At 57.6% G+C, this 23,238-nt stretch carries 19 protein-coding genes; 9 read left to right on the plus strand and 10 right to left on the minus strand.

Annotated elements, in window-relative coordinates; translation table 11 throughout:
- Nucleotides 1-439 precede the first annotated feature (439 nt).
- Nucleotides 440-1,591 (minus strand): hypothetical protein, encoded by a 1,152-nt coding sequence (locus AC3WLX_RS28115; RefSeq protein WP_492338426.1) that lies wholly within the window; start codon nt 1,589-1,591, stop codon nt 440-442.
- A 1,082-nt stretch (nt 1,592-2,673) separates the two neighbouring features.
- Nucleotides 2,674-3,438 (minus strand): hypothetical protein, encoded by a 765-nt coding sequence (locus tag AC3WLX_RS28120; protein ID WP_492338427.1) that lies wholly within the window; start codon nt 3,436-3,438, stop codon nt 2,674-2,676.
- Nucleotides 3,439-3,707: 269 nt separating this feature from the next.
- On the opposite strand from AC3WLX_RS28120, the gene AC3WLX_RS28125 reads away from it, so the two are divergent.
- Nucleotides 3,708-4,418, plus strand: coding sequence for a hypothetical protein (locus tag AC3WLX_RS28125; RefSeq protein WP_492338428.1), 711 nt, complete (start codon nt 3,708-3,710; stop codon nt 4,416-4,418).
- 350 nt (nt 4,419-4,768) lie between these two features.
- Here AC3WLX_RS28125 and AC3WLX_RS28130 read toward each other — a convergent pair whose 3' ends face one another.
- The 4 genes from AC3WLX_RS28130 to AC3WLX_RS28145 all read right to left on the minus strand — a co-directional run bounded on the left by AC3WLX_RS28130 (nt 4,769) and on the right by AC3WLX_RS28145 (nt 8,506).
- Nucleotides 4,769-5,449, minus strand: a complete 681-nt coding sequence (locus AC3WLX_RS28130; protein WP_492338429.1) for a hypothetical protein — start codon at nt 5,447-5,449, stop codon at nt 4,769-4,771.
- Nucleotides 5,450-5,666: 217 nt separating this feature from the next.
- Nucleotides 5,667-6,893 carry a glycosyltransferase family 4 protein gene (locus AC3WLX_RS28135; RefSeq protein WP_492338430.1) on the minus strand — a complete coding sequence of 409 codons (1,227 nt, stop codon included), beginning with the start codon at nt 6,891-6,893 and terminating at the stop codon, nt 5,667-5,669.
- A gap of 128 nt (nt 6,894-7,021) precedes the next feature.
- A complete protein-coding gene (locus AC3WLX_RS28140) occupies nt 7,022-8,092 on the minus strand; it encodes a glycosyltransferase (protein WP_492338431.1) in 1,071 nt (356 codons plus the stop codon).
- A 120-nt stretch (nt 8,093-8,212) separates the two neighbouring features.
- Nucleotides 8,213-8,506: a hypothetical protein gene (locus AC3WLX_RS28145; RefSeq protein WP_492338432.1), complete on the minus strand. Its 294-nt coding sequence runs from the start codon at nt 8,504-8,506 to the stop codon at nt 8,213-8,215.
- 427 nt (nt 8,507-8,933) lie between these two features.
- On the opposite strand from AC3WLX_RS28145, the gene AC3WLX_RS28150 reads away from it, so the two are divergent.
- Nucleotides 8,934-9,308, plus strand: coding sequence for a hypothetical protein (locus tag AC3WLX_RS28150; protein ID WP_291617808.1), 375 nt, complete (start codon nt 8,934-8,936; stop codon nt 9,306-9,308).
- Nucleotides 9,309-9,901: 593 nt separating this feature from the next.
- On the opposite strand, the gene AC3WLX_RS28155 is transcribed toward AC3WLX_RS28150, so the two are convergent.
- Complete coding sequence (locus tag AC3WLX_RS28155) at nt 9,902-10,681, minus strand: phosphodiester glycosidase family protein (protein WP_492338433.1); 780 nt, start codon at nt 10,679-10,681, stop codon at nt 9,902-9,904.
- Between the two features lie 219 nt (nt 10,682-10,900).
- Here AC3WLX_RS28155 and AC3WLX_RS28160 point away from each other — a divergent pair, with 219 nt between their 5' ends.
- Together AC3WLX_RS28160 and AC3WLX_RS28165 are read left to right on the plus strand one after the other, a co-directional pair.
- A complete protein-coding gene (locus tag AC3WLX_RS28160; RefSeq protein ID WP_291617806.1) occupies nt 10,901-12,115 on the plus strand; it encodes a polysaccharide biosynthesis/export family protein in 1,215 nt (404 codons plus the stop codon).
- Between the two features lie 361 nt (nt 12,116-12,476).
- Entirely contained in the window at nt 12,477-13,139 is a 663-nt protein-coding gene (locus AC3WLX_RS28165) for a hypothetical protein (protein WP_492338434.1), read from the plus strand.
- 301 nt (nt 13,140-13,440) lie between these two features.
- Here the strand turns inward: AC3WLX_RS28165 and AC3WLX_RS28170 are convergent, their stop codons facing one another.
- A complete protein-coding gene (locus tag AC3WLX_RS28170) occupies nt 13,441-14,286 on the minus strand; it encodes a hypothetical protein (protein WP_492338435.1) in 846 nt (281 codons plus the stop codon).
- Between the two features lie 531 nt (nt 14,287-14,817).
- On the opposite strand from AC3WLX_RS28170, the gene AC3WLX_RS28175 reads away from it, so the two are divergent.
- Complete coding sequence (locus AC3WLX_RS28175) at nt 14,818-16,122, plus strand: sugar transferase (RefSeq protein ID WP_492338436.1); 1,305 nt, start codon at nt 14,818-14,820, stop codon at nt 16,120-16,122.
- Between the two features lie 46 nt (nt 16,123-16,168).
- On the plus strand, nt 16,169-17,116 hold the full coding sequence (locus tag AC3WLX_RS28180; RefSeq protein ID WP_492338437.1) for a UDP-glucuronic acid decarboxylase family protein: 948 nt from the start codon (nt 16,169-16,171) through the stop codon (nt 17,114-17,116).
- Between the two features lie 360 nt (nt 17,117-17,476).
- On the opposite strand, the gene AC3WLX_RS28185 is transcribed toward AC3WLX_RS28180, so the two are convergent.
- Nucleotides 17,477-17,659 (minus strand): hypothetical protein, encoded by a 183-nt coding sequence (locus AC3WLX_RS28185; protein WP_492338438.1) that lies wholly within the window; start codon nt 17,657-17,659, stop codon nt 17,477-17,479.
- On the opposite strand from AC3WLX_RS28185, the gene AC3WLX_RS28190 reads away from it, so the two are divergent.
- Nucleotides 17,643-19,664 (plus strand): hypothetical protein, encoded by a 2,022-nt coding sequence (locus AC3WLX_RS28190; RefSeq protein WP_492338439.1) that lies wholly within the window; start codon nt 17,643-17,645, stop codon nt 19,662-19,664. The genes AC3WLX_RS28185 and AC3WLX_RS28190 overlap by 17 nt on opposite strands.
- A 378-nt stretch (nt 19,665-20,042) precedes the next feature.
- Entirely contained in the window at nt 20,043-20,789 is a 747-nt protein-coding gene (locus AC3WLX_RS28195) for an FkbM family methyltransferase (RefSeq protein ID WP_492338440.1), read from the plus strand.
- A 40-nt stretch (nt 20,790-20,829) separates the two neighbouring features.
- Here the strand turns inward: AC3WLX_RS28195 and AC3WLX_RS28200 are convergent, their stop codons facing one another.
- On the minus strand, nt 20,830-21,699 hold the full coding sequence (locus AC3WLX_RS28200; protein WP_492338441.1) for a glycosyltransferase family protein: 870 nt from the start codon (nt 21,697-21,699) through the stop codon (nt 20,830-20,832).
- Between the two features lie 419 nt (nt 21,700-22,118).
- On the opposite strand from AC3WLX_RS28200, the gene AC3WLX_RS28205 reads away from it, so the two are divergent.
- Nucleotides 22,119-22,868: an FkbM family methyltransferase gene (locus AC3WLX_RS28205; protein WP_492338442.1), complete on the plus strand. Its 750-nt coding sequence runs from the start codon at nt 22,119-22,121 to the stop codon at nt 22,866-22,868.
- Nucleotides 22,869-23,238: the final 370 nt, after the last annotated feature.

The raw sequence follows: 23,238 nt of genomic DNA on the forward strand, positions 1-23,238 counted from the left end.
AAAGGTGGGCGACATCCTCTCGGAATCCACGGGCGACTTCATATCGGTACGCCTGGGCGACTTCGTCGGAATCCGCATGTCGTCGTCCCGTACTGCTCGGATATCGTCCCGTTGTTCCAATAAGTGGTCTGGCCATAGCGCTGCGCTGCAACTCCATTGTCGCAGATGACTTTGCCGGCGCCTAACAGCTGGCAATTCTCGGCCTTGGCGATCGACCCGAAGAGCACAATCGCGCCGCAGAGCGACATTAAACGCAACATGATCGCTTCTCTTCATGTGGTTACGCAAAATGTAAACCACTCCGCGCGACGTCCGTTCCACGATCGCTTGGCTTTTCGAGCTTCATGGAGGCGGGCCGGACGCGAAAGGCTCAGCATAAGGCGAAGCACGGCGTTTATCACTGGTCGCAGGCGGCTTGCAAATGGGGCTCAGCGGAAAATCACCTTCCTGCGCCGCGCCCTGGTCTGCACGGGGCATAGAACGTGCCGTTGCTGGCGACCACCCGCTCGATGCACTGCCTTGGATCGACAACCTCTCCACCAACCCGGAAGAAATAGGTTTGCGTCTTCAAGACGAGCACATAGTTGCCCGCCGGAAGATCCAACTCCGGATCCTCACTCCGGAGCTCGTACATTTCCGGAGAGCCCGCGACGGGGCTCACCTGAAATGTGTAGGAGAAGTTACGAATCACCCAAACGTCGTCATCCTCGTTCAACCTCTTGCCGGCTGCCGCAGGTGAGAACTCACGCGCAATCTTGGCGACGACTCGAACCTCGGCATTGTCCGGAATGTTGTTCACGGCTTCGCGTCGAAACACGATGAACTTGACGCGTCCCGTAGGCAGAGCTGGCTGATCCGGCACCTTGAAGGCCGGCGAAACAGCGATCCTGATGTCGGGCGCTTTTCCAGGCAGAAGTTGCAGCTTGACGACCGGACGATCTTCATCAAGGGCATAGACGCCATACTCCGTTGGCAGGGCGCGCGTAGGTTTCGGGTCCTCGACAGGAGCTATCGGCGGAGCCGCCGGCGGGATCGGAATCGAAACCGTCGCGGCAGGACTTGTTTCCGTCGAGACGGATTCGATCGGCTTGGTGGAAGTGGAGATCAGACCGGCCAGGTGATCTCGTTCGTGGAAAAGCAGTCCTGCTGTCGCCAACGCGAGCAGCACAATCAGTTCACGCTTCGTGACCCATCTAAAGGAAGGGACATGAGCGCCCCGCTCGTGGAGTACCATTTGCCGGGGGCCCGGCAAAGGCGCACTCTCCAGCCTCGGAGACTCGCCGAGATCGGGGGCGCTCGTAAGTTGCGGGGGTGGTAGACCGGGAGCACCGATACCTTGCCGGGAGAATTGCTCTACGCCATTGATCGCGGCTTCCAGGGCATCTTGCAAGCGGCGGACGTCGCCCGCATCTGCGTGGGTAAACTGCTCCTGAAGCTTATGGCGAGCGAGATCGTAGACGACCTGCCGCATGTATTCGGGGTCGTTCTTCACAGTTTCGAGGATGCGCGCGATCACAAGCGCAAACTGGACTTCCGTTGACGTCGCATCCTTCGCATTCGGATCGTTCGGAAGTAGCTCTGCCGGACTCATGATTGCATCGTCCGATTCGGGCTCACCTGGCTCCTATTCGATATGCAACAATGCGGAAAAGCCAGCAAGTGGCGGCTTCGGGCAGGCAGAGCAGCGCAGAAGAAGCTCCTCATGGGCTTCTCCACCTGATGCAAGACCGGGGCAAACTTGGCCCCGTCAGACTATCACTGCCGCGGAATGGCCGATGCGGTCGTCAATGGGGCTCCGCCAACCGATATCGGGCCCATCTGTGCGCGTTGTGGCGTTCGCTTCTTGAGCGACCTTGCAGTTGCCGAGGGACGGCCGGAAGTTGGAGCGGGGCTCTCCGAACTCAAAGGGACTACAGAGGCCGAGATGCTTGACGATTGCTGGGCCCGCGCTTCCAGTGATCCTTCCAAGACCTCCATTCGGGAGATCAGTGCAGACAATTGGTCCGATAGCCGCTGCATGTCGGCGCGCTGGACGGCAATCTGCTGCTTGAGTTCGTCGGTCTCATTGGCCTCCTTCAGCTGAAGACTCATGAGGCTCAGGGGGGCAGGGTGATCTGGCGCCGCCGCCGGCGGCCTCGCCGGCGCCGCCGATTGAAGCGGCTCGTCGTAGCTACTGGCCACACACGTACCGATCGCTCCGGCCACGAACAAACCGGCGACCGATACCACGACCGAGCGGGCTCGCCGGGTCCGTTGTTGGATCATCAATTGATGATCCAAGTGAAAGGCCTGATCCAAGGGATTCATAATCGCCGTACCTAGACTGCTTCAGCCCAATTCGCAATGGCCCTAAAGTGGCGCACCGGGGCTGCGTTGGCGTGACGAACGAAGGGCTTCAATAACTTAAACTCCGCTGGGCGGTGCCAGTCCGGCTCGGCAAGGACGATATCAACAGATAACAGCTCCCAAACGCCCCTATCCGGAGAACCTGCGCTCAGGAAGCGCGCGTTCGTGCACGCAGCGGCGTTGCGTGGGACGACACCAGGCTGGTTACGGTGTCCGCCTTGGGTTCTGACCGACCGAACCTGCGTTGTTTTGCCCCTGATTCATTGAGCCCTACGCCGCCAAGACGGTTACGCGAGGCATGGCCCGATCTCGCGGATCCGGCGTACGTCACTTCATCACCCATCGTGGAGGCGAACTCCTGACGTCGAGCGCAAACAGCACTGAGACTTCCGGATTGTACGGCCACCACCGGGGCGCATCATATTTTGCGACCAGCATGATCTGAGCCTCGGTTGCATCAGCCAACGAAACAGTGCCTGAAACCGAAGCAATGTATTCATGGAATGGGCAGGTGAAAGCATTTGCCGAAGCTGGCCGCACCAGGGCGGCCGGTCCGCGGGAAGGAAACATCAGCGAGGTCGTCGGGTCATTCGTCGGACTGAACCGTTTCGTCCGAAGCGAAATGACCCTGCAGCCCACCGAAAGGTTATTGATCGTGAACAACCCACTCTGATTGCCGGCCAGGAATACCCCCTCGAATGGCGAAGCGGACGGCGGGGTTTGGACCGAAATGACCAGTTGAGTGGGCCATGGGGGCCCTCCTGCGAAATGGAGGACCGAGGCAACGAAACCGATGAGAACGGCCACGACGGCGATAGCCCCGCCGATGAGGAGCCATTCCTCCCGGATGTGCCCGCGTGTCATTACGCCCCGTGATTGTCCGAAAACAATCTTGCGATCTTCCATCGTCGGGCTAGCCCCACGATACGGCGAGGCAAACTGACGCCTCTTCTGCTGCATGAGCCAACGCAGATCCGGCGGGTTCGACCGTTTGCTCGGAGCCTTGAGACCAAGTCCTGCAACACCCGGATATTCGCCGCCGTCCCCGCGCTTTGGATTTTCGCGCCTCAACTTTCCAAAGGGAAAAATCATGCCCCTATGCCGGTCACGCTCATATTTCATCACGCTTTAAATGGGCCAACAGCGTATATTCTCAGGCCTGAGGCGTCTATCCCGCTCTGACACGTGTGGCGCGCTCACCGTCAGGGTCCACTTTGCGGCGCCCCGTCGCACAGCTTTCGGGCGAGAGGTGTGCTTGCTATGGCCTCGCGTGCCACCTGGACGTGCAAAGCCCTGTGGTCAGACGACGCATCGCTTATGCGAATTCGATTAATTCATGGCGAATCAGCACGGCATGAATCATGATGGAAAAGGTCTCAATCGCGAAAATATTCATCAAAGGCGCTTTGCAAATGAAAACGATCCTGGCAGCGGCAACTGCGATTTTTCTGGTCGGCACCAGCGCCAGCCACGCAACTGTCCTTCTCGACACGATTGGCGGAGCTACCTATGGAGCCGGCCCAGGATGGAGCGTTGTGAATGTGGGATCTTCATCTGACACCCAATCAATCGGGCTCAGATTTTTCACGGCGACCTCAACCCAGGTCAACGGCATTGAGGCGTTTATCGGCCCCCAGCCGGGAGCAGGCCTTACGACGTTTACCCTCGGTATCATGGAAGACAATGGATCCGGCATTCCGGACGGGTCGTTCCTGCACCAAACGAGCCTGGCTGCAGACAGCGCTCAGCCGGTTCTGCTAAATAACCTCAACTGGTCGATCGGCACCGGCAGTTATTTTCTCGTTGCGATTGCTGATTTCGGAGCGCTGAACAGCTGGCAATTCAATGCGGCGCAAACCGGATCGTTTGCCTTCACAGCTGGAGATCCAAACGGCAATTGGCTGGCAGCCAATAACTTCCTTCCCGCAGCCATCATCTCGACCGAGAACATCTCTGCCGTGCCGCTCGGCAACCCAGCTCTCCCTTCGATGGTCGTAGGTGGCCTGATGATCGGCTGGATTGCGAGCCGGCGGCGGGCGCAAGGGACCTCGGCGCCGGGTCGGTCGGCGTAGCCCCTTCGCGCCCTCGTTTATCCCGCCCGAACTCATTCGGGCGGCAGGCGGCCTGACGTTACAGGCCAACGATTTAAATCCATTCCAATTGCCAAGGTGAGGTCGCTCGGCCGCGGAGATTTACCGCGCCGTTGAGCGGCCGATCCTGCATGCGGATTTAAGCAGGACAATGCTGACCGCCCCCCCCTTGGCAGCTCCCGACAATCGCTGACAGCGTTCGCCGCGCGTGCCGCGGCCAAGCCCGAGTCGTTCACGCGTGCTGAAGTGACGAAGCATGTACGATAAAACAAAGGCCGCGAAGCTTTCGCTCCGCGGCCTTGAAGGGCTTCCAGACTTTAAAGCAGTCTGTATTAGATGGCTTGCTTCCGCCGACGGCGGGCGAGGGCAAGAAGACCACCGCAAGCCGCGATCAGACCGGGCAGACCGGCGCCGACGATCGGACCCGGAACGGCGCTGACATTGATCTGACCGCCCGAATTTCCGCCGGCGACAGAGCTCGTAATCTCGAACTCGGCCGTCAGGGAGTAAAGATCGCCGGGTGAGGCGGCCTGCGTCTGAGAAACAACGGCTAGCGAGCCCAGAACAGCCGACGCAAGGAGCGTGCCTGGCGCAAAGGGTGTACCAAGATAAGTCCTCTCAGTCAGAGACTGACCAACCGGATTGAAAAAGTTGGACGAAAGCTGACTTGTAAACGTCTGGCTCCCACCCGGGGTCAGCCCGGTGGCAACCAGATAAATCTTGATCGTGTCTGCGAGGGTACCCGAATGGGTATTGCTCGTTTGAGCAAAAAGCAGATCGGGGGTAGCGCCTTGACTAAAGCCGCTGACCAAATTGAAGTTGAAAGTCGTTCCCGCAATTGCGCCGAAGAACGAGAAGCTCTGATCTGCTGCGTTGCCGTCGGCATCGGTCAACGCGGTAATCGCACCGCCATTGAAGCTATAATACGCTTGAATGCTCGATGCATTGGCTGCTGTGCTGGCGAGGATTGCGATACTTGCCGCTGCAGCGAGAGGCAAAAACTTCTTAAACATCGTGGAAAGCCCTCCGTAAAATTACTACTTCCATGGGTAACAAACCCTTAATGTGGCGCTGCGTCAACATCCATTTTTTGGACAAACTCGACTCGAAATTGAAAATTTAAAAAATATTGTGCATTTTCAATATGTTATTTAAATAGAGAGCGACTGCAAAATTCCACTCTTGGACTGGAGATAACTGCTGGACACGCCATCCGACGAGACGACGGCGTCAACGCGGAAGAGAGAGTCGAGCCAGCAGCGATTCCCAGGCGTCCAGCGACCGTCGGCGCCCGGCGTGCTCGTCGATCATCTTGCGTGCGTTCCGCCCCATCAAACGGCGCTGTTCAGCGTTTGAATATAGCGAAATAATAGCGTCCGCCATTCCGCGCCCGTCTCCTTTGGCAATGGCGATTCCACACGCGTATTGGCGAACAAGTCCCGCAATCTCGCCCTTCAAATCGCCCACCGCGATGGTCGGCCGCGCTGCCGCCGCGATGCCGTAGAACTTGCTCGGAACGATCAAGCCCTCCAGGCGGGGCTCGAGCGACAACCAATGGACGTCCGGCAAGCATAATGATTGCTTTAATTGCTCCCGCGGTTGGTACGGTTTGAAACAGAAGGCGCCGGCGAGCCCTCTGAGCTCGACCTCTCGCGCGAGATCCTTGACCTGGTGTCCCCCGCCGATCATCAGGAAGACAATTTCAGGTTGGTCACGCAGCAGCTCCGCCGCCGCAAGCATGGTCTGGTAATCGTGGGCACGGCCGAGATTGCCGGAATAGCCGACGACGAACTTGTCCTCGAGCTTCCACTCCGATTTCAAAGGATTGTCCGAGTTCGCCACCTCGGTGATCTCGGAATCGTCGCACCAGTTCGGAATGCAATAGACCCTTTCAAGTTGAACGTTCTTGGACACGAGCAGCGCCCGCATCCGCTCGCCGAGCACGACGTTCGCGGCAGCAGAACGCAACGAAAGGTCGCGACATTTCGCGATCAGCCAACCTATCGGGCCGCGCAGAAATGGCACCCCGAGCTCGATCGCGACTTCCGGATAGACGTCCTGCAACCAGTTGACGAGCAACGCGCGCTTTGCTTTCGCGACCAGGGCAGCAGGCACGGACAGGAGTGGAGGGTCGGTCTTCACCACGACGACGTCCCCGGCTTCGACTAGCCTCCAGAGCATCGCGAGCGCCGACCAGTAGAAGGAGAGATAGTCGAGCAAACGGCCAAGCAGGCCTGCCCTGCCAAAGCCGGTCGAGGCGACGCGATGCACGCGCACGCCGTGGATGACCTCCTCGGAGCGAAGACGGGCACCGGGGTTGTCGTACGCCTGCCCACTCGTAATGACGTGGACGACAAGCCCCCTGCCCGTCAGGTGCCAGGCGAGATCGCTGAGAATTTGGCTGGTCGCGGAGTGGTCGGGGAAGAAAAATCGATTTATGAAGAATATCTTGCTCATGTCACGCGCCGCGATGGACCTCACGGAGTGTACATCGCAATAGCGAGTTGCGCATCGCGTCGGCTCTCCTTAACGCTAACGCGTCGGTATCGCGCCACGATCGACGCCGCGGCTGCCCAACCGCCCCGTCACTTGGCATGCGACGTTCCGCCTCGCAAAGCGTCAGCATATGCTTCGGCAGTGAGCCGCGCCACGCGATCCCAGCTACAAGCCTCGCGCCAATCGGCAGCAGCCTCGAAATCGGGCTTCAACCCGAGCGCCAATTCGAGTTGCTGACCAAGATCGGTTTCGGGGGTTGAGAATCGCACTACATAGGGCGAGGACTCGCCAAGATCGACCGACGTCAGCCGCTGCGGCAAAACGATGGGAATCCCGTACGAGCGCGCCAAGCACGCCGCTCCTGAGGTGAGGATTTCGCGATAGTTGAAAATGACGAGCGAGGCTGCGCTGAGCCAGAGCCTCAGCTGCTCCTCCGAGAGCCATTCAAATGCAGGGATGATGTTTGGAGCGCCGCCGATCAGCTCTAACAAATGCTGTCCATAAGCGGGCGTGCGCGGCTTTCCGGCGATCGCCAGGCGAAGTGGCTGATTGCTCTGCTTCCACCATCGGATGATCTCTTCATAGGACTTGTATTGGTCCACTGCGCCGAACATCAAAGCGAAAGGCGCCGAGCCAATGTCGAGAGCCCGGATGGCTTCGTTCCGCGGAATCGGCGTGCCCAAAGTCCCGGATAAATCTCCGTGCGGAATGACGCGGACCTTCGACTCCTGAGCACCCAGCTCGGCAACGAGCCGCGATTTTGCTGCCGCAGAATGCGCGAAGATGATGCCCGCGCGCCGCACGACGTAGCGCACGTTGACTTTTGCAGAAAGCTGAAAAAGCCGGGTGTGCCGACTGTGCGGCAGCAAGTTGTGCGCGGTATAGGCTAGAATCTTGTTCTGACAGGCCAGCTCGAGGTCCGCCGGGAAACGCGCGTGCCGATACCAGTCCAGCCGGGCTTTGGCGCGGGAATAGAAGGCCTCTGGCCAATGGAGATGGAATATATTTGCAGAACTGCCTCTCACGGAGCGAGCGAGCGGAAATACACGTTTGTAATCCTGCAGAAAATCGACCGAAACCGATTGCCGCTCCAGGGCTTGGGCCAATAAATCCTGATACGGATTGCCCGCCCTCCAGTCAGGAGCAATTAAAACCTTCATATCAATGGATGGGTTTCCGCGCGCCGCGCAGCGATTAACCAGAATTATCAGCCAGAGTTTCCAGCCTCAAACATAGAGTATCTTTGCAGGAGTCACGGGTCAATCGGAAGTCTTGGCGCGTCAAATCCCAGCCGCTGAGTCGCCACGAACGCGGAATTCCTTGGCCTGAACTCGTCCCGCCTCGCTCGGGCCGGGCTGGAGCCTGACGATCATCGAACTCGCTTCGTCATCCGTCTTGCTGGGCACGCCCTCAGACTTGAAGGGGACAAAATGACGCTGGCCGCTCCCCGCAATGCCGGCACTCTTAGCAATGCGCGCGGCGCGCGCAGCACGACGACGGCGTGCGGATAACCAAGCCCGCGCTGCGTAGCCAGACGCGGCGCCAAAGATCGTACCCAACGCAAATTCAATCATGAGGTTTCAGACTTGACAGCCGATGATCGAGGAGACTGCACTTGTCGCGACACTCGCGATGTTCCTCTAGGTGAACCAACAAAGGTGGCTGGATTGGGTTTCAAGGCCCCGATCACAATGATCCGAATCAGGCTCGCAATCTCCACGCTTCTTGCTTCAGCGCAAAGTCACGAAGCGGTGTACGGCTGGGTCACGTCGTGACATCCAGCTTGCTCACAGAATATCGTTCGAACCTGACACCACGCAGTTCACACAAACGACGTGTCACCCTTTTAAAATCGGGGTGGCGCAGATATCCCTTGAAGGGAACCCGTCAGCACGTGGAACCAAGGTCATATTTCTCGATTGTCGCTCCGGTAACGTTACCTGGTAACGGAAAAATTTCATCCGAGTTGCCTCTCGCAACAATTAATTGAATATTTTGAGAATGCCGAACTCCCGCGATTATTCGCTAGCCGCAGCCAGAGATGTCCCCCTGTGCAGTCCAGGGCGCGAACGTCAATGGGCCAAGATTCGTGAAATCATGGGAGCTCTTCGGATCGCAGGATTTGAAAGCCTCGATCAGCAGGCGGCAGCCCTCGGGCTCAGCCGGAGCACGACTTGGTCCATCCTGAGCGGACAGCACAAGAACTCAGGCCTGTCGACCAGCACGATCGCCCGAATACTCGGCAATCAGCAGGTTCCAGCGCTGGTTCGCAAGAAGCTTCTCGAATATGTCGAGGAGAAGGCCCAAGGCCTCTATGGTGACAACCCGATCAGAGTCGAACAGTTCAAGGAACGTTTGGCAAGATTCCAAGCCTGATGTGAGATGAGATTGGGTGAAGCGTCATCGCGCCGTCCGGAAGGCAGCTTCGCACTTTTCCGGATCATGCTTTAGAGCGAGGCCGGTGGACGCCGGCGGCCACCACCCGGTTGGCGCCAAGCGTGAACGTCAACCGTAACGCGTAGGCGCTTAGCAACGCGTTTCGTCTACCAGACCTGATAATGACCCCATCCGGTATATGCACCCCAATATGGGGCTCCACCGTACGGCCCGTAGGCTCCATAGAGCGAGCAGGCATCGCGAACCCGGCACTTGGGGTAGCGAACCCGGAGATAGACGCGTTCCTCATGGCGGCAGCCATTTTCACCGCACTCCCGAACCACCGATCGGGTCGGGACCGGAGCGTCCGCAGCGGCGACGGATCCGGCGGAGAAGGCCAGGGCGGGAATTGCAAGGACTGCTAGCAGACAAATGGCGCTTCTCACAGGAGCCTCCTGACTTGCGAATGCACGAACGGTTCGCCGAGCACTACTGGCCGGCTCTCTTGGATAGCACAAGCTTCTACTTGCACCGGGTTACAAAGTCTTTTCCACCCCGAGTGTGCTCCGGCAGTCACACTCGCGATAGCGACGCTAGTTGGGGTGGGGCTTAGGATTCGCTGGCCGTGCGCGGACTCCCAAAACGGTGGCCACGGGACGCCAACCTCCGACCATGGTGCCAGCTCGAAGCCCCCTGGCGCCAGGCCCCACCGCCAGTGTGCTGGAATAGCCGCCATCGAGCATCATACCCGTCCAACCGCCTCGCTCTGATAATTTGGTCAGCAACAAGCGGGGCGACATGTTCTCGGCGACGGCAAGGAACAGGTGCCGGCTGCTTTGATCAAGTGCCACGGCGGTCCGGGCGTCCGGCATGGCGCTCCCGGTCCTTACGCGTCCTTCGCGCAGGTCGACCGCCTGTCCGCCGACCGCCCACCGCGCCCGCGCAAGATCGACCGCCCGCGGAGGCTTCGAGAGCGTAAACCAGGGGACCAGCTTGTCGTCGAAGGCGAGAAGATAGGTGTGTTCCCAGAGGTGGTTGACGATATGCTCCGCGACCAATGTCTCCACGCTTCGCGCCAAATCACCGGCCAGTTGCAGCGGACCAAGCGATTTCGATGTGAACAGGCTGGCGTTGACGGCCAGCGCAAGGTGCTGTTCTCGAACGACGCTCGATACATATGCCAGCCGGTACTCCCAACCGAATTGGACGGCATCCGGATCCAGCTGAGTCACGAACAGCTCGATTCCAGGCATCGAGAGGTCGATTCGGACAAAGTGAACGAAACCTCCTCCTTGCGGCCCGGCTGCCACTTTCTCGGAGAGGTAGCGAACGCCTGAGAAGGCCTCGGTCCATTCGCCATCGGCGACCAACATTTGAGGCGCGGCGGGACAAGCAGCAAAAATGCAAATCGTCGCGATTGTTAGCAGTCGCCGAAATACCATCCGTGCGGTCGTCGCCCTGCGTCAGAACCGGCGTGGCAGAAATGCCACAACCAGCAATTCATGCCTGTCAGCAAGATAGGTTAACCGTTTCTTCCAATGTTTGCATGCTATTCATCCCTGCAGATTGGACCCTATTGGGGATTAGGGAAATTGAGATTAGCGGCATTTGCGGCCACCTTGTTGCTCGTTCCGGCTCTAGGCGGATGCGCGCTCCTGCCGGCTTCCGGCCCGTCCGAAATCGCGGTGAGGGACGCGTCCTACGTTCATCCCGACAGCCTTCCGCACGCCTTCGTCAAAGTCACACCGCAAGTGGTCGCCGTCTTGGCGTCGTCCGCCCCTCGACTGACGCGATTCGCCGGGCAGAAGCGTCCGAGCGATCTTCGCTTCGGGATTGGCGATACGGTTTCCGTGACCATCTTCGAAGCCAGCACCGGCGGGCTCTTCATTCCCGCAGAAGCGGGCGTGCGCCCGGGCAATTTCATCACGATTCCAACCCAAGCTGTCGACACGAGCGGAAACATCTCGATCCCCTACGCTGGCAATATCAAGGCATTGGGAAGAACCAAGGAAGAGGTGCAGCGGGCGATCGTGGAAGCGCTCCAGAACCGCGCGATCGACCCGCAAGTCGTCGTCTCGACAATCGACCAACAAACCTCGCTGGTCACGATGGTGGGTGAGGTTGGGCGCCCGGGCCGTGTGCCGATCACGGCCACGCCAGAGCGCGTTCTCGACTATATCGCCCGTGCCGGGGGTACCCAAGGACCCGCTTCCGAAATGTGGATCATGCTCGAGCGTCGCGGCAGCCGCGCGACTGCTCCGCTTGGTGCTCTGATCTACGAGCCGGCCAATAACGTCTATGTGCATCCCAACGATACGCTTTTCCTGTATCGGGAGCCGCAGACCTTCCTGGCCTTCGGCGCGCTCGGCCGGCAGCAGCAGGTTCCGTTTGGGGCGTGGCGGCTGTCCTTGGCAGAAGCCGTATCGAAAGCTGGTGGTCTGGTGGACAACCAATCCAATCCGGCCTCAGTTTTCCTCTATCGCGGCGAGCCATGCGAAGTTGCTAGCGCCATGGGCGTCGATTGCGCGCAATATCCCGGGCCGATCGTACCGGTCATTTACAACATCAATTTCCGGGATCCCTCCAGCTTCTTCATGGCGTCGAAGTTCGAGATGCGTAACAAGGACATCCTGTACGTCACGAATTCGGCCTCGGTCGAAGTCGATAAGTTTGTGGGCTTCATCCGTAGTTTGAACTCGGCCGTTCAAGCCCCGATGTCGACGGCCACGCAGGGCTATACTCTTAGAAACCTGATCAACGGCTCTGCTAGCACGATCGTAACCACGCCCACGACGACGTCGCCCTGACGAGAGCAATCAAAGCTGTGGCCACTCAATGGCCACAGCTTTGAATCGGACGTTGCAGACCTGATCTGGTCAAGCAATGCCGGCCGGCGCGCCCGCTCCTACGCGTCTATCCCGGCATGGGATGGGAAAGCCCATTTTCACACGAGGAACATGCCGGGTCGGAAATCTCTGCTGAGCAGACGTCTCAGTATTTCTCGTGCTGAGCCCAGAACGCTGGACTCAATCTGGAGTCGCTCGCGTTTCCTGAGACGGAGCTCGCTTCGATCCGAGGCTCTCGAGAGCGTCGCTGTCCCAAAATGAACTATTGACATACCTTTCGATTTAAAGAAAAACTTAATCGAAATTAAATGGCGAATTGTCAATGAATGTTAAGGCTCTTATCGGCGGTGCAGCTCTTTCCGTCTTGCTGGCTCAAAGCGCAGAAGCGGGCCTGATTTACTCGGCCGCAGCACCAACGGGACCCATTGCCACCAACCAGACCTACTCGGTGGTGTTCAACTCGTCACCCGTGGCAGCCGCCTTGTCGTTCGTCATCGACGGTTACGCGAGCCTGGATGGCCAGAACTTCTACGAAGACGTCTTCTCGCTGAAGTTGAACAACGCGCTGGTTTTTTCCGGGACCTTCAATCTCGGCGGAGGCAGTAACAGCGGCTCGCAGGCCAACATCTACTACAATCCATTTGGCGCGACTTTCACCAATCTGACCGGGAACGGCACTGGTATAGGCTGGCAAGGGGGGAAGGAGGCCATCAGCTTCGCAAGCCTTCCGCTCGCTGCAGGATCGAACACACTGACCTTCGGCTACACGAGCGCTAGTGGCGGCCATGCGGGATTTCAAGGGATACGCGACGAGGCCTGGGGGATAGAGAAAATCAAGGCCGAAGACAAAGAAAAAGACGAAGCTCCAAACCCTGCGGTCAGCCCGGTTCCGGGACCGACGGTCGGCGCAGGCGGCGCCGGTTTTGCTTTCGCCGCATGTCTGTTCGGATGGCTGCTCAACCGGCGCACCCGCCGGTTTGCTTGAGATCCCCAGGCAGGGAAGGATCCGACAAGACCTCGTGGTGTCTGGGGCAGGCTAATTCGCCGCGCAGCTGTTAGACGCGCTGGGCGAAACGGCGTGGCCTTCATGAGCGGATCTGCACCTGAGCACGGCAGACGCGATCAGCTCCAAATTTCCAATGAACAGTGTGGTTGTGTAGCCTGGATTGGTGCAGCTTCTCGATCAGCTGCCTCACTCCTCGGGAGACCTCGATCCAGGCTGAAGAAGACTACCTCAACTCAAGACGTCGCTGCGGCTTGGGATCAACTGGGATCCGCCGCTGCGATCACTGGGCAAGCGAGGCCCGTGAGCGTCGGCGGCGCAGCAGCAGACCACCGAACCCCGCAACGACAAGCAGCCCCGGTAAACCGGCGCCGACGACGGGGCCCGGTACGCTGACCACGCGCTGGAAGACGTCGTTCGCACAGGTCATCGCCCAGGACATGGCGAACGTGTCGCCGAGCGTGTGCTGATCGTTGATGTAGTAGGTGATCGTCGAGCCCTTCACGACTGACCAGCTTCCACCGTACAGCGCCTTTTCCCCAGCATCGGGCGCGAACTGCACCGCCTGCCCCTGTCGGAAATAGGAACCATTGCTGCCGGAATTGGGCGCCGTAACCGGGTTGCCGTTGATGTTGGACATGATGATCTTTCCGTCCAACGTCTTGTAGTACTTGGCGACGTCCGTGTTCTTGTATTCGACCTCCTGTTGCACGGCACCGATCTGGTAAAGACCGCCAGCACCGGGCGTTGGCGAGGTGACGAAGGCCCATGTCCAGTCATTGGGCTGATAAGTGTCGCTTGCGTAACGGCCGCCGGAGGATGCGCCGATCGGCGAATAGTTCGCGACACTTGTGAAGAACAGGGAGCCGTACGTCGTTCCCAACGCCGCAGAGGTTCCGGGCGCGCCCGCATAGCCGGTGTGGATGACAATTTTCAGCGTATTCCCGCCGTTGGTCCGCGACACATCGACGTAGGAAATGTTGAACGTGCTGCTCGAGCCGATGACGTCCTTGTTGGAGACATTCTGGGTGTTGATTCCACCCCAATAGGTGTCGCCGTAGGACCCCGCGGCTGCAGGACCACTCAATAAAACCAAAGCCAAAACTGAAAAAATGCGGCTAGTCCACATACAAGTCACCACGCAGTGCAATACATGGTTACGGAACTCTAAATCGCTGCGGGGGTCAACTGCTATTTATTGGATTCGAGCTTTATTAAATTCAACATGTATTCGGGTCCCGCGGCGGGCGGGCCATCGGCAGCGCCATTTGGCGTAAAACTTGCTTCGAATATCACTGCAAAAAAGCCGCACGCTGTAAACCTAGCGTCACGTTAGAGTTAACAAATGATCTTAGAGATTTAAGTTGCTCGCGCGGCGGTCAGACCTTAATACTTCGTTACCTAACGCCGGGGGAGAACTGTTGCGAATATGCCACAGAGCGGCAAAAATTTAAAGTTTGTCAGTCTTGCGATTTAAATCGCAATATAATGTCGAGAATTTCACATGATCGTTCCCTCCCCCAGCTCAAGATCGCGAAGCAGGATCATCGTTTCGTCGTGGGACTTGGTTTGGGCGACCGCCTCACCGCCCCTCGCCCTGTTCGTCCGGGACGGCGCTGCACCATTCCACAGTGATTGGGCGGTCGCAGTCTACTACTGCTTGTTCGCATCCGGATTTGCGCTGCTGAGCTTCTTCGCCCTCCGCATCCAGGACGGCTTGCTGCGCAATTTCTCCGTCCAGGAATTCCTCTCCATCCTCGAGGCGGTGCTGTTCACGGAATTGATGACTTGCGGCGTTCTGTTCTCGCTCACGCGCATGGACGGCATTCCGCGCTCGATGCCTCTGATCCACGCCGCGTTGCTCGGTGCGGGACTGATCGGCGGCCGGCTGTTGTTCCGTATCATCCTGCCGGACAGCTCACATGATCACCAGGCCAGACGAGAACGAGTCATCGTCATCGGCGCGTCCCGCTTTGCTTTCCACTTCATCCAGATGTTGCGCGCCTATGCGCCCCCCAGCAATCCCGTCATCGCCGTGCTCGATCAAAATCCCAAGATGGTGGGACGCGCAGTGGCAGACGTCCAGGTGATGGGGATGCCGCACGAGCTCGAAGCGATCGTCACGGAATTCGCAATTCACGGCATCAATGTCGACCGGGTCGTGGTGGCTGGCGAGGCGACTCAGCTCGGGGAAGCGACCAGCCTGGAGATCGAGCGCGTCTGTCAGGAGCGAGGGATCTCGCTCCAGTATCTGCCACGTCTGATCGGCATCACCGAATCCAGGGCGCCTGAGCTTGCAATCGCCAGCGAGCCCGTGCAGCGACCGCTCTCCGCCTATTTCTGGCTGAAGCGCTGGATCGACGTTCTGGGCGCGCTCGCACTGATGGTCATTCTTTCGCCGCTCGCCCTGATCGCAGGCGTTCTGGTCCTGCTCGACGTCGGCGCTCCAGTTCTGTTCTGGCAGGAGCGGCTCGGCTGGAAGGGTCGCCCGTTCCTGATCTACAAGTTCAGAACTTTGCGCGCGCCCTTTGATGCGGATGGTGAGCGGGTGGAAGTGAGCCGCGAGCCTTCGGCGATCGGGCGCTTCTTGCGCGCCACACGACTCGACGAGTTGCCCCAATTGCTGAACGTGCTGCTCGGAGACATGTCGCTGATCGGCCCACGCCCGCTGCTGCCGGAAGACCAGCCCGGGAACCTCACCGACCGTCTGTCGGTTCGACCCGGACTGACCGGCTGGGCGCAGGTCAACGGCGGCAAGCTGGTCAGCAAGGACGAAAAAGAGGCGTTCGACACCTGGTACGTGCGCAACGCAAGCCTCCGTGTTGACATCCACATCGCGCTGCTCACCTTGAAGATCGTGATGACCAACCAATATGCCGGGCAGGAAGCAACGGCCGATACCGAGCAGGTCCGCCAGAAAGGCATGGACATTCTGACCTCGGCTCAGCGAAAGATCGCATCCTAGGTCCTTGCCTCATGACGACCCCGTCTCTTCTGGAAGGTAATGCTGTATGAAGCCCCGTATTCTCGTGACCGGCGGAGCCGGGTTCATCGGCTCGCACCTGTGCAGCCGCCTGCTCGAGCGCGGTCACGAAGTGCTGTGCGTCGACAATTTCTATACCGGCTCAAAGCAGAACATCATCCCCCTGCTCGACAATCCCCGCTTCGAGCTGATGCGGCACGACATCTGCTTCCCGCTCTATGTCGAGGTGGACGAGATCTACAATCTGGCCTGCCCGGCCTCGCCCATCCACTATCAATTCGATCCGGTGCAGACGACTAAGGTGAGCGTCAACGGCGCCATCAACGTGCTCGGGCTGGCCAAGCGCGTGAAGGCGAAGGTCCTTCAGGCCTCCACCTCGGAAGTCTATGGTGATCCGACCGTTCATCCCCAGCCCGAAGAATATTGGGGTAACGTCAACCCGATCGGCATCCGCTCCTGCTACGACGAAGGCAAGCGCTGCGCCGAGACCCTGTTCTTTGACTACCGCCGGCAGCACAATCTCAGGATCAAGGTCGCCCGTATCTTCAATACCTACGGGCCCGGAATGCATCCGAACGATGGGCGGGTCGTGTCCAACTTCATCGTTCAGGCGCTGCAAGGCCAGGACATCACCATCTACGGCGAAGGCGACCAGACCAGGTCGTTCTGCTATGTCGACGACCTCGTCGACGGCCTGATGAAGCTGATGAACAGCCCCGACGACATCACCGGCCCGATCAATATCGGCAATCCCGTGGAGTTCAGCATCCTCGAGCTCGCGAAGGTCGTCATCGAGCTGACCAATTCGCGCTCGAAGATCGACAAACGCCCGCTGCCGCAGGACGACCCGAAGCAGCGCAAGCCGAACATCACCAAGGCGAAGGAGATCCTGGACTGGGAGCCGCGCATCCAGCTCCGCGACGGCATTCGCAAGACGATCGACTATTTTGACGACCTGCTGAAGAAGTCTGCCTGAGCCGGTCCGGCAAATGCGGGCCAGTGACGGCCTCGGCTCGAGTTCTTGGCGACCGATACAGCTAAGGGCATCGCGTGGCCTCGCCGGAAAATATTAAGGTAAAGGGGAGGTAGCCAGCGTCCGCAGCCGCCGGCAGTCCTGACGAGCGCCGTGACTGGTTGAAGAAGTCCTCACATCGGCGGCCCTGATTTGCGGATCGTCAACCTAGTTCGCGCCGTCGGAACTTTGCCTCAAACTGCGTTTGGCGAATTAACCCGAATCGAGTGCACGGTTCCTAGGCTCTGTCCCGGAAAGCAACGCAACCGCATTCCTTCCTGCAAGAGATAGGACGATAGAGGCAGCCATGCGAAGAACTTTGGTTCAAGTCCGCAACGGAGTGATGGTGCTGAGCGCGCTCATGGCGTCTGCGGCACAGGCCCAGACCCTGAGCCCGTCATCCGCGCCGTTGGCCACGACGACGATCGCGGCCCCCGCACCAGGCCCGAGCACCGGCACGACCAGCCCGCCGAGCACGACGCCCCAGCTCGTGGTCAGCAAGGACATCGTGAAGGATTTCCGCGCGATCTGCGACGGCAAGACCGATGCAGCCCCCGCCTTCGCCGCCTTCAACAAATGGGCCGTGACGCAGACGGCGATGGTTCAGCTCACGATCCCGAGCGGGAGCGTTTGTGCGTTCAAGAGCAGCCAAGCCCTGTGGTGGGCAAAGGGGATCAAGAATCTTTTGGTCGTTGGCTATGGGGCAACATTGACGAATAACGGGTCCGATGTGCCCGCCTTTTTCCTTGGAGGAAGAGGGCAATATCAGGACAACAGGCATAGCGCGCGCCTTGCCACTGTCTCGGCCGGATCTTCCAAAGTCCAACTGCTGACCCCCAGCCAAGCGTCCCTGTTTACCGTAGGGAACTATGCGCTCATTACTGGATTCGATCTGCAGGGAGTCTGGCAGACACCGTATGGCTATCCGACCAACCCGCACTGGTTTGAATACGCCAAGGTCACGTCAATCGATCCCACGTCAGGCACAGTTACTTTCGGAGCTCCCCTCAAAAATACCTACAAATCCACTTGGCCGAGCTACAATTCGGGAAGCCAGTTTGAAGTGGATGCAGGGGGACCCGCCACCCTATATGCGCTTGACCCGTCTTGGGACACGCAGGTGGAATACCGCGGCCTCACGATCTCGCAGGACAAGGTGCAGACCTACTCCAACGGGCGGAGCATTACTTATCGCGACGTGAAATTCACGGGCGCGAATTGCGGCGTTCCCACTCAGAACGTTCTTTGGCAGGCTATCAATACGGATATGTCCGCGTGCAACATGGAGGTGGACAAGCTGATTACCTCGATGGTGATGGACCGCGTGACCATCAATCAGCTCAAGTTTCAGAGTTCATCTACAGACTTGCTCACCATGTCCAACTCCACTGTCATTTCCCAAATGACGGGCACCCCAAAGAAGGCAGTGATATCGGACACAAAGATTACCGATTTTCGACCGGGCGCCTTCGCATATGGACGCACCGATGAAGTCGTTTGCACAAACTGCGTCATTCAAAGCTTTAATCCCTCCGGCGTTTTCGAAAGCGGCTTCGGAAGCAACCCGGTACAGCTTAGCTACGCAATGTCCAAGGGCGTCATCTCGTTTCCCAACGGAACGAAAGTACTTGGTGCTACTAACAATGGAGCAGGAAAGGTCCGTTTGACGGTTGCGTCGACAGCGGGATTTGCATCAAACGATCGGGTTATTGTCTCTGGAATTTCTGGCACCTACGAGGCAAACGGCGGCAATAAACTAATAACAATTATTGACGCGACTCACGTCGATCTACCTGAGGTGTCCTTCACCAACGCCTATAAGTCTGGAGGCAATGTTAGCCTCTGGGCACCTCGTTGGGCGGTGCCGGGCACCAATCTCGTGTGGTCAAGTGCACCTGGGGTCGGACCGATCTTCAAGGTGCTTGATGTAACTCAGGATGAGAACTTTACTTATGTCCACACAAACATGTCGAATGGTTTCCCTACTTTTGCAGGCAACGCCAAGCTTTCCATCCGTGTACACCCGGCACCGAAATTCACTTGCAGAAATTGCTCGGGTAGTATTGACGCACTAGATCTGAACAACGCCCCCCCGGGCGCGCCCCTCTATTCGTATTCAAAGCGCACATATGCCGCCACGAGCGGCACAACACCTGCTCCGCGGGTGAACCTGTGGGGCAAACTTACCTCGGCCAAATTCAATGTGACCACGCCCCACTCCGGAACCGACGCTCTTCAATTTAGGCTCTCGCAATCGAACAATTGGCCCGTGCTAAGTACTCAGGGGACAATAGCGTTCTGGGGACCTGGCATTGACATGCGCGTCGCGGGAGAACGCACGGTAACACCTACCAATGTGACAGGAATGCAAAAACAGGATAAAATTGGAGTTCCTCCGAATCCCGCAACTCTTCTAGGTGCTTCTTACAGTGGCCCGACCTTCAGCGCCGCCACCAACAGCGCAGCTCAAGTCACCGTTGAGCTGATGGCTGACCAGCAACTGACCCAGTAGTACTAAACTGCGCGGGACAAAGCTCGCGGCGAACTGGGCACTTTTGGAACGTGAATGAGGGGCTGCTTGGTGGCAGCCTCTCACGCGGCTTGCAGGGCGCGCTACTATGGGTCGAGCTAGCGTACGATGCATACACCTCCTGCGGCAATCCAACAACGGCCAGAGCAGGAACTAGCAAGTCCTCGTCGCCTAGCCGAAGCCAGGCAACTGTAGTTTTTTGTGAGAAACGAGGCGCGTCAAGAAACTTCATCATGTTCAGAAAAAATGTGGACACCATCTAACTGATTGATAACTTCAGCTTTGTGTGTACGCATTGAAGTCTATTTCTAGCCGCAATACTCGACAGAGGGTGACTCAAGCGGCACGGAGCGCGAATTCATGACGATCGAAAAACTAAAATCTCTTTTTAGAGCTACTCCACTATATTCAGTTCGCTTCGCGCGGCAGAACGCGCTCCGAAATAAGCGGCGCACACCAGAGGACATGGCACGGCGCGAAATATACTCGCAATTCGTATCAGCTGGCGATCTCGTTTTTGATATTGGAGCCAACGTTGGCGATCATACAAAATTGTTTCTAGATTTGGAATGCAACGTGCTTTCGGTCGAGCCTCAGCGCAACTGTGCGGCAACGCTCCGTCGTTCGTTCGGTAAAAGGATAACCATTGTTCAGTGTGCGGTTAGCGACGCTGACGGCAGTGCCATAATGCGGAAGCACGACACGCTCCACCCTATGGCAACACTATCGACCGAATGGCTTGCGAGGCTTGATAATGCAGATGAATGGTCTCGGAGAGAACGAGTACAGACTACTACGTTCGACAATCTAATTAAGAACTACGGCACGCCAAAATTCGCAAAAATCGACGTGGAGGGAAGCGAGTTAAAGCTGTTCGGAGGACTATCAAGCCACATCAACGCACTCTGCTTTGAGTACGCTCGTGAGATGATTGCCGATGCCACCGGCTGCATAGCCAAACTGGAGACACTCGGCGACTACGAATATAACTTTGTCTTTGTTAGGACGCACGAAATGCATCTTGCGAAGTGGGTCGGTGCTAACGATTTCCTAGACTTCTTGCCTGAGGCGACCTGGGGCGACATATACGCACGGCTACGATGCTGACCAGTTACTCCTACGCTACCTCCACTTGTACACATCGAGTTCAGCCGATACCGCTATTCCCGGAAATTCTCGTCGAATATCCTCCTTTCAACTGAGCGATGAATCCCAATTCACGTAGTTGCCGAATGCCCTCGCTGTAGAAGCGGTGCCGACAAACGTGCACGAAGTGGCAGCATGCTAATTCGCCGTATATCTTGCCTCGCACCGGCTCCACAGCGTACACGCTTGGCAGCTCATCAAAGCAGCTTTCAGACAGCAACCCGTAAAGGTCCTGCTCAACCTGCCACCCGGCAAGTTTGTCGGGTGACATCGATCGAAGCAATCGTTCAAGCTCCGCAAAACTGATCCGAGACGCGGGAACGACAGCAACTCCCGAATTTATCCCTAACTGGTCCACGCTGAAAGCGAACCTTTCATCCTCATTCTCAAGCAATCGAAGTAGTTCGTGGGGAGCACGGAAAAAAAGGACGTCAGAGTCAAGCAGTAGAAACTTGTGTCCCGCCATAAGTCGAGGTGCATCGACAATTTTCTTCGCTGGAGCGTATCCTCGATTAAAGCGGAGCTCTCTTAAGCAGGGTAAGTTTGCTAATTCGCTTGAAAAACTCCGGACAAGATCCGGCTCTAAGAAGATTCGAACATTCGGAAAATGATGCTCCAATATCGAGACGTCGCTTGAATTCAGTCCTCCGTCGATAACAACGAGATCCCAAGCTCGGTCACTAAAGTAGAAGAGAGACTTCAAACACCAGACAAGCATCTCCACGTCTTTTGATGAGACTAGCGTTGCCACTTTTAGGCGGCTGGTTGGGAGGCAAGCAACGGGCGGCGTATCCAATATCTCGCTGGGACAGGCTTCTCTTTTTCCTTCTTTTGCCAGTTCGCTAATTAGAATACGGTAGAGCGGATTCATCAGTCTAGCCGGAAGGGCCCTTCCGAATTTTCCGTCAAGCAAACCACTCAAGAGTACGGATATTTTCATAACGCACCAGAGCTTTCGTTTCTCATAGGATTGCCTCCATCTTCTCAAAATGACCTACATTGAGATTTTCAGTTGAAACTTTCGTCTACTCGACTGCGCCCGCTGCGGATCAGTTTGGCCGGATTTGTACGAGCACCCCGGGGCACACAGATGAATCGCAACGCTCCCAAAATAGTAACCGATCTCGCCGTATCGCCGAAGCTCTATCGGTGGATAGCGCCGTGCGAGTGGTCAAATTTGTATCGGGGGACCATGGAGCTGTCTTCAAAATTCTTGCTGATAATTCCCGTTAATCTCGGCTCTCTTCTCCATGTCTGATCAACGCGCGCCAGTCCTGCGGGGGGAAGGGAGTGGGTTTTGCAACATTTGCGCCAAGTCGCTTCGTCGTGCATAGTGCCTTCATGAAGCGATTTTTGGGAAGAATGTTGGGATGGAAGCTACCAACTCAAGGCAGAAAGTTCAGACCGGACAACGAAGACGAATTCAAGTGGCTAATCACGGCCGGCATAAACACGGTCCTCGACATAGGGGCTCACGCAGGCGAGTCCGCGCAACATTTCCGCTCACTTCTTCCTAATGCGCAAATATACGCATTCGAACCTCTACCAAGCCCATATTCCAGACTTGTAACGCTGATGAGTGGAGACCCGGGGTTTACCGCCTCGCAGATTGCCCTTGGTCAGAGCAATGATCAGATCGAGATGCGGGAAAACCATTTCACACAATCCTCGTCTGTTTTGCCGATGGGCGACCGGCACAAGAGCGAGTTTCCCTTTACGTCGAAAATGGAAGCCAGAGCGGTCGAGGTTCGCAGGCTTGATGATTTGGGCCTCCAATTAGAAGACAACATCTTGATCAAGATCGACGTCCAGGGCTTTGAGGATCGGGTCATCAGGGGCGGCGAGGAGACGATAAGGAAAGCCTTATTCATCATCACCGAGGTGAGCTTTACCTCATTATACGAAGGCCAGCCACTGTTCGCGCAGATCTATGATCAGCTCAGGGGACTTGGTTTCACATACCACGGGGAATTGCATCAACTGAGGAGCCCGCACAACGGACTGCCTCTCCAGGCGGATGCGCTGTTCGTGAGGAGCTAACCCACATCGCCCTCCCAGCCTAGTAGAGTCGATCACCGCCGCAGGACACCGGAGCACAAACAACGCCACGCCCAACGTGGTCTAACTCTCTCCGAAGCCAGGCGATCCCCCGATTCTCTTCGCGGGCACGCCCGCGACGATCATGGCAGCCGGCAGTCTCTCGGGCGCCACTGCCACGGCCGCAACCACGGCTTCTTTGCGGAGGTCGCTCCCCAGGCCGATGAACCCACGCGCTGCCATCCAACATTCGTCTGCGATGCGGATTCGATGGCGTGAATGGAACGGTGATGTCGCGATATCCCGCGAGTGAGAGATTGCCCCCGATGCGGGGAGGGTTAAATTATAGCGATGTGCGCGTAAGACGCCGGAA

It is taken from the genome of Bradyrhizobium sp. FW305-F6 (genome assembly GCF_058782905.1).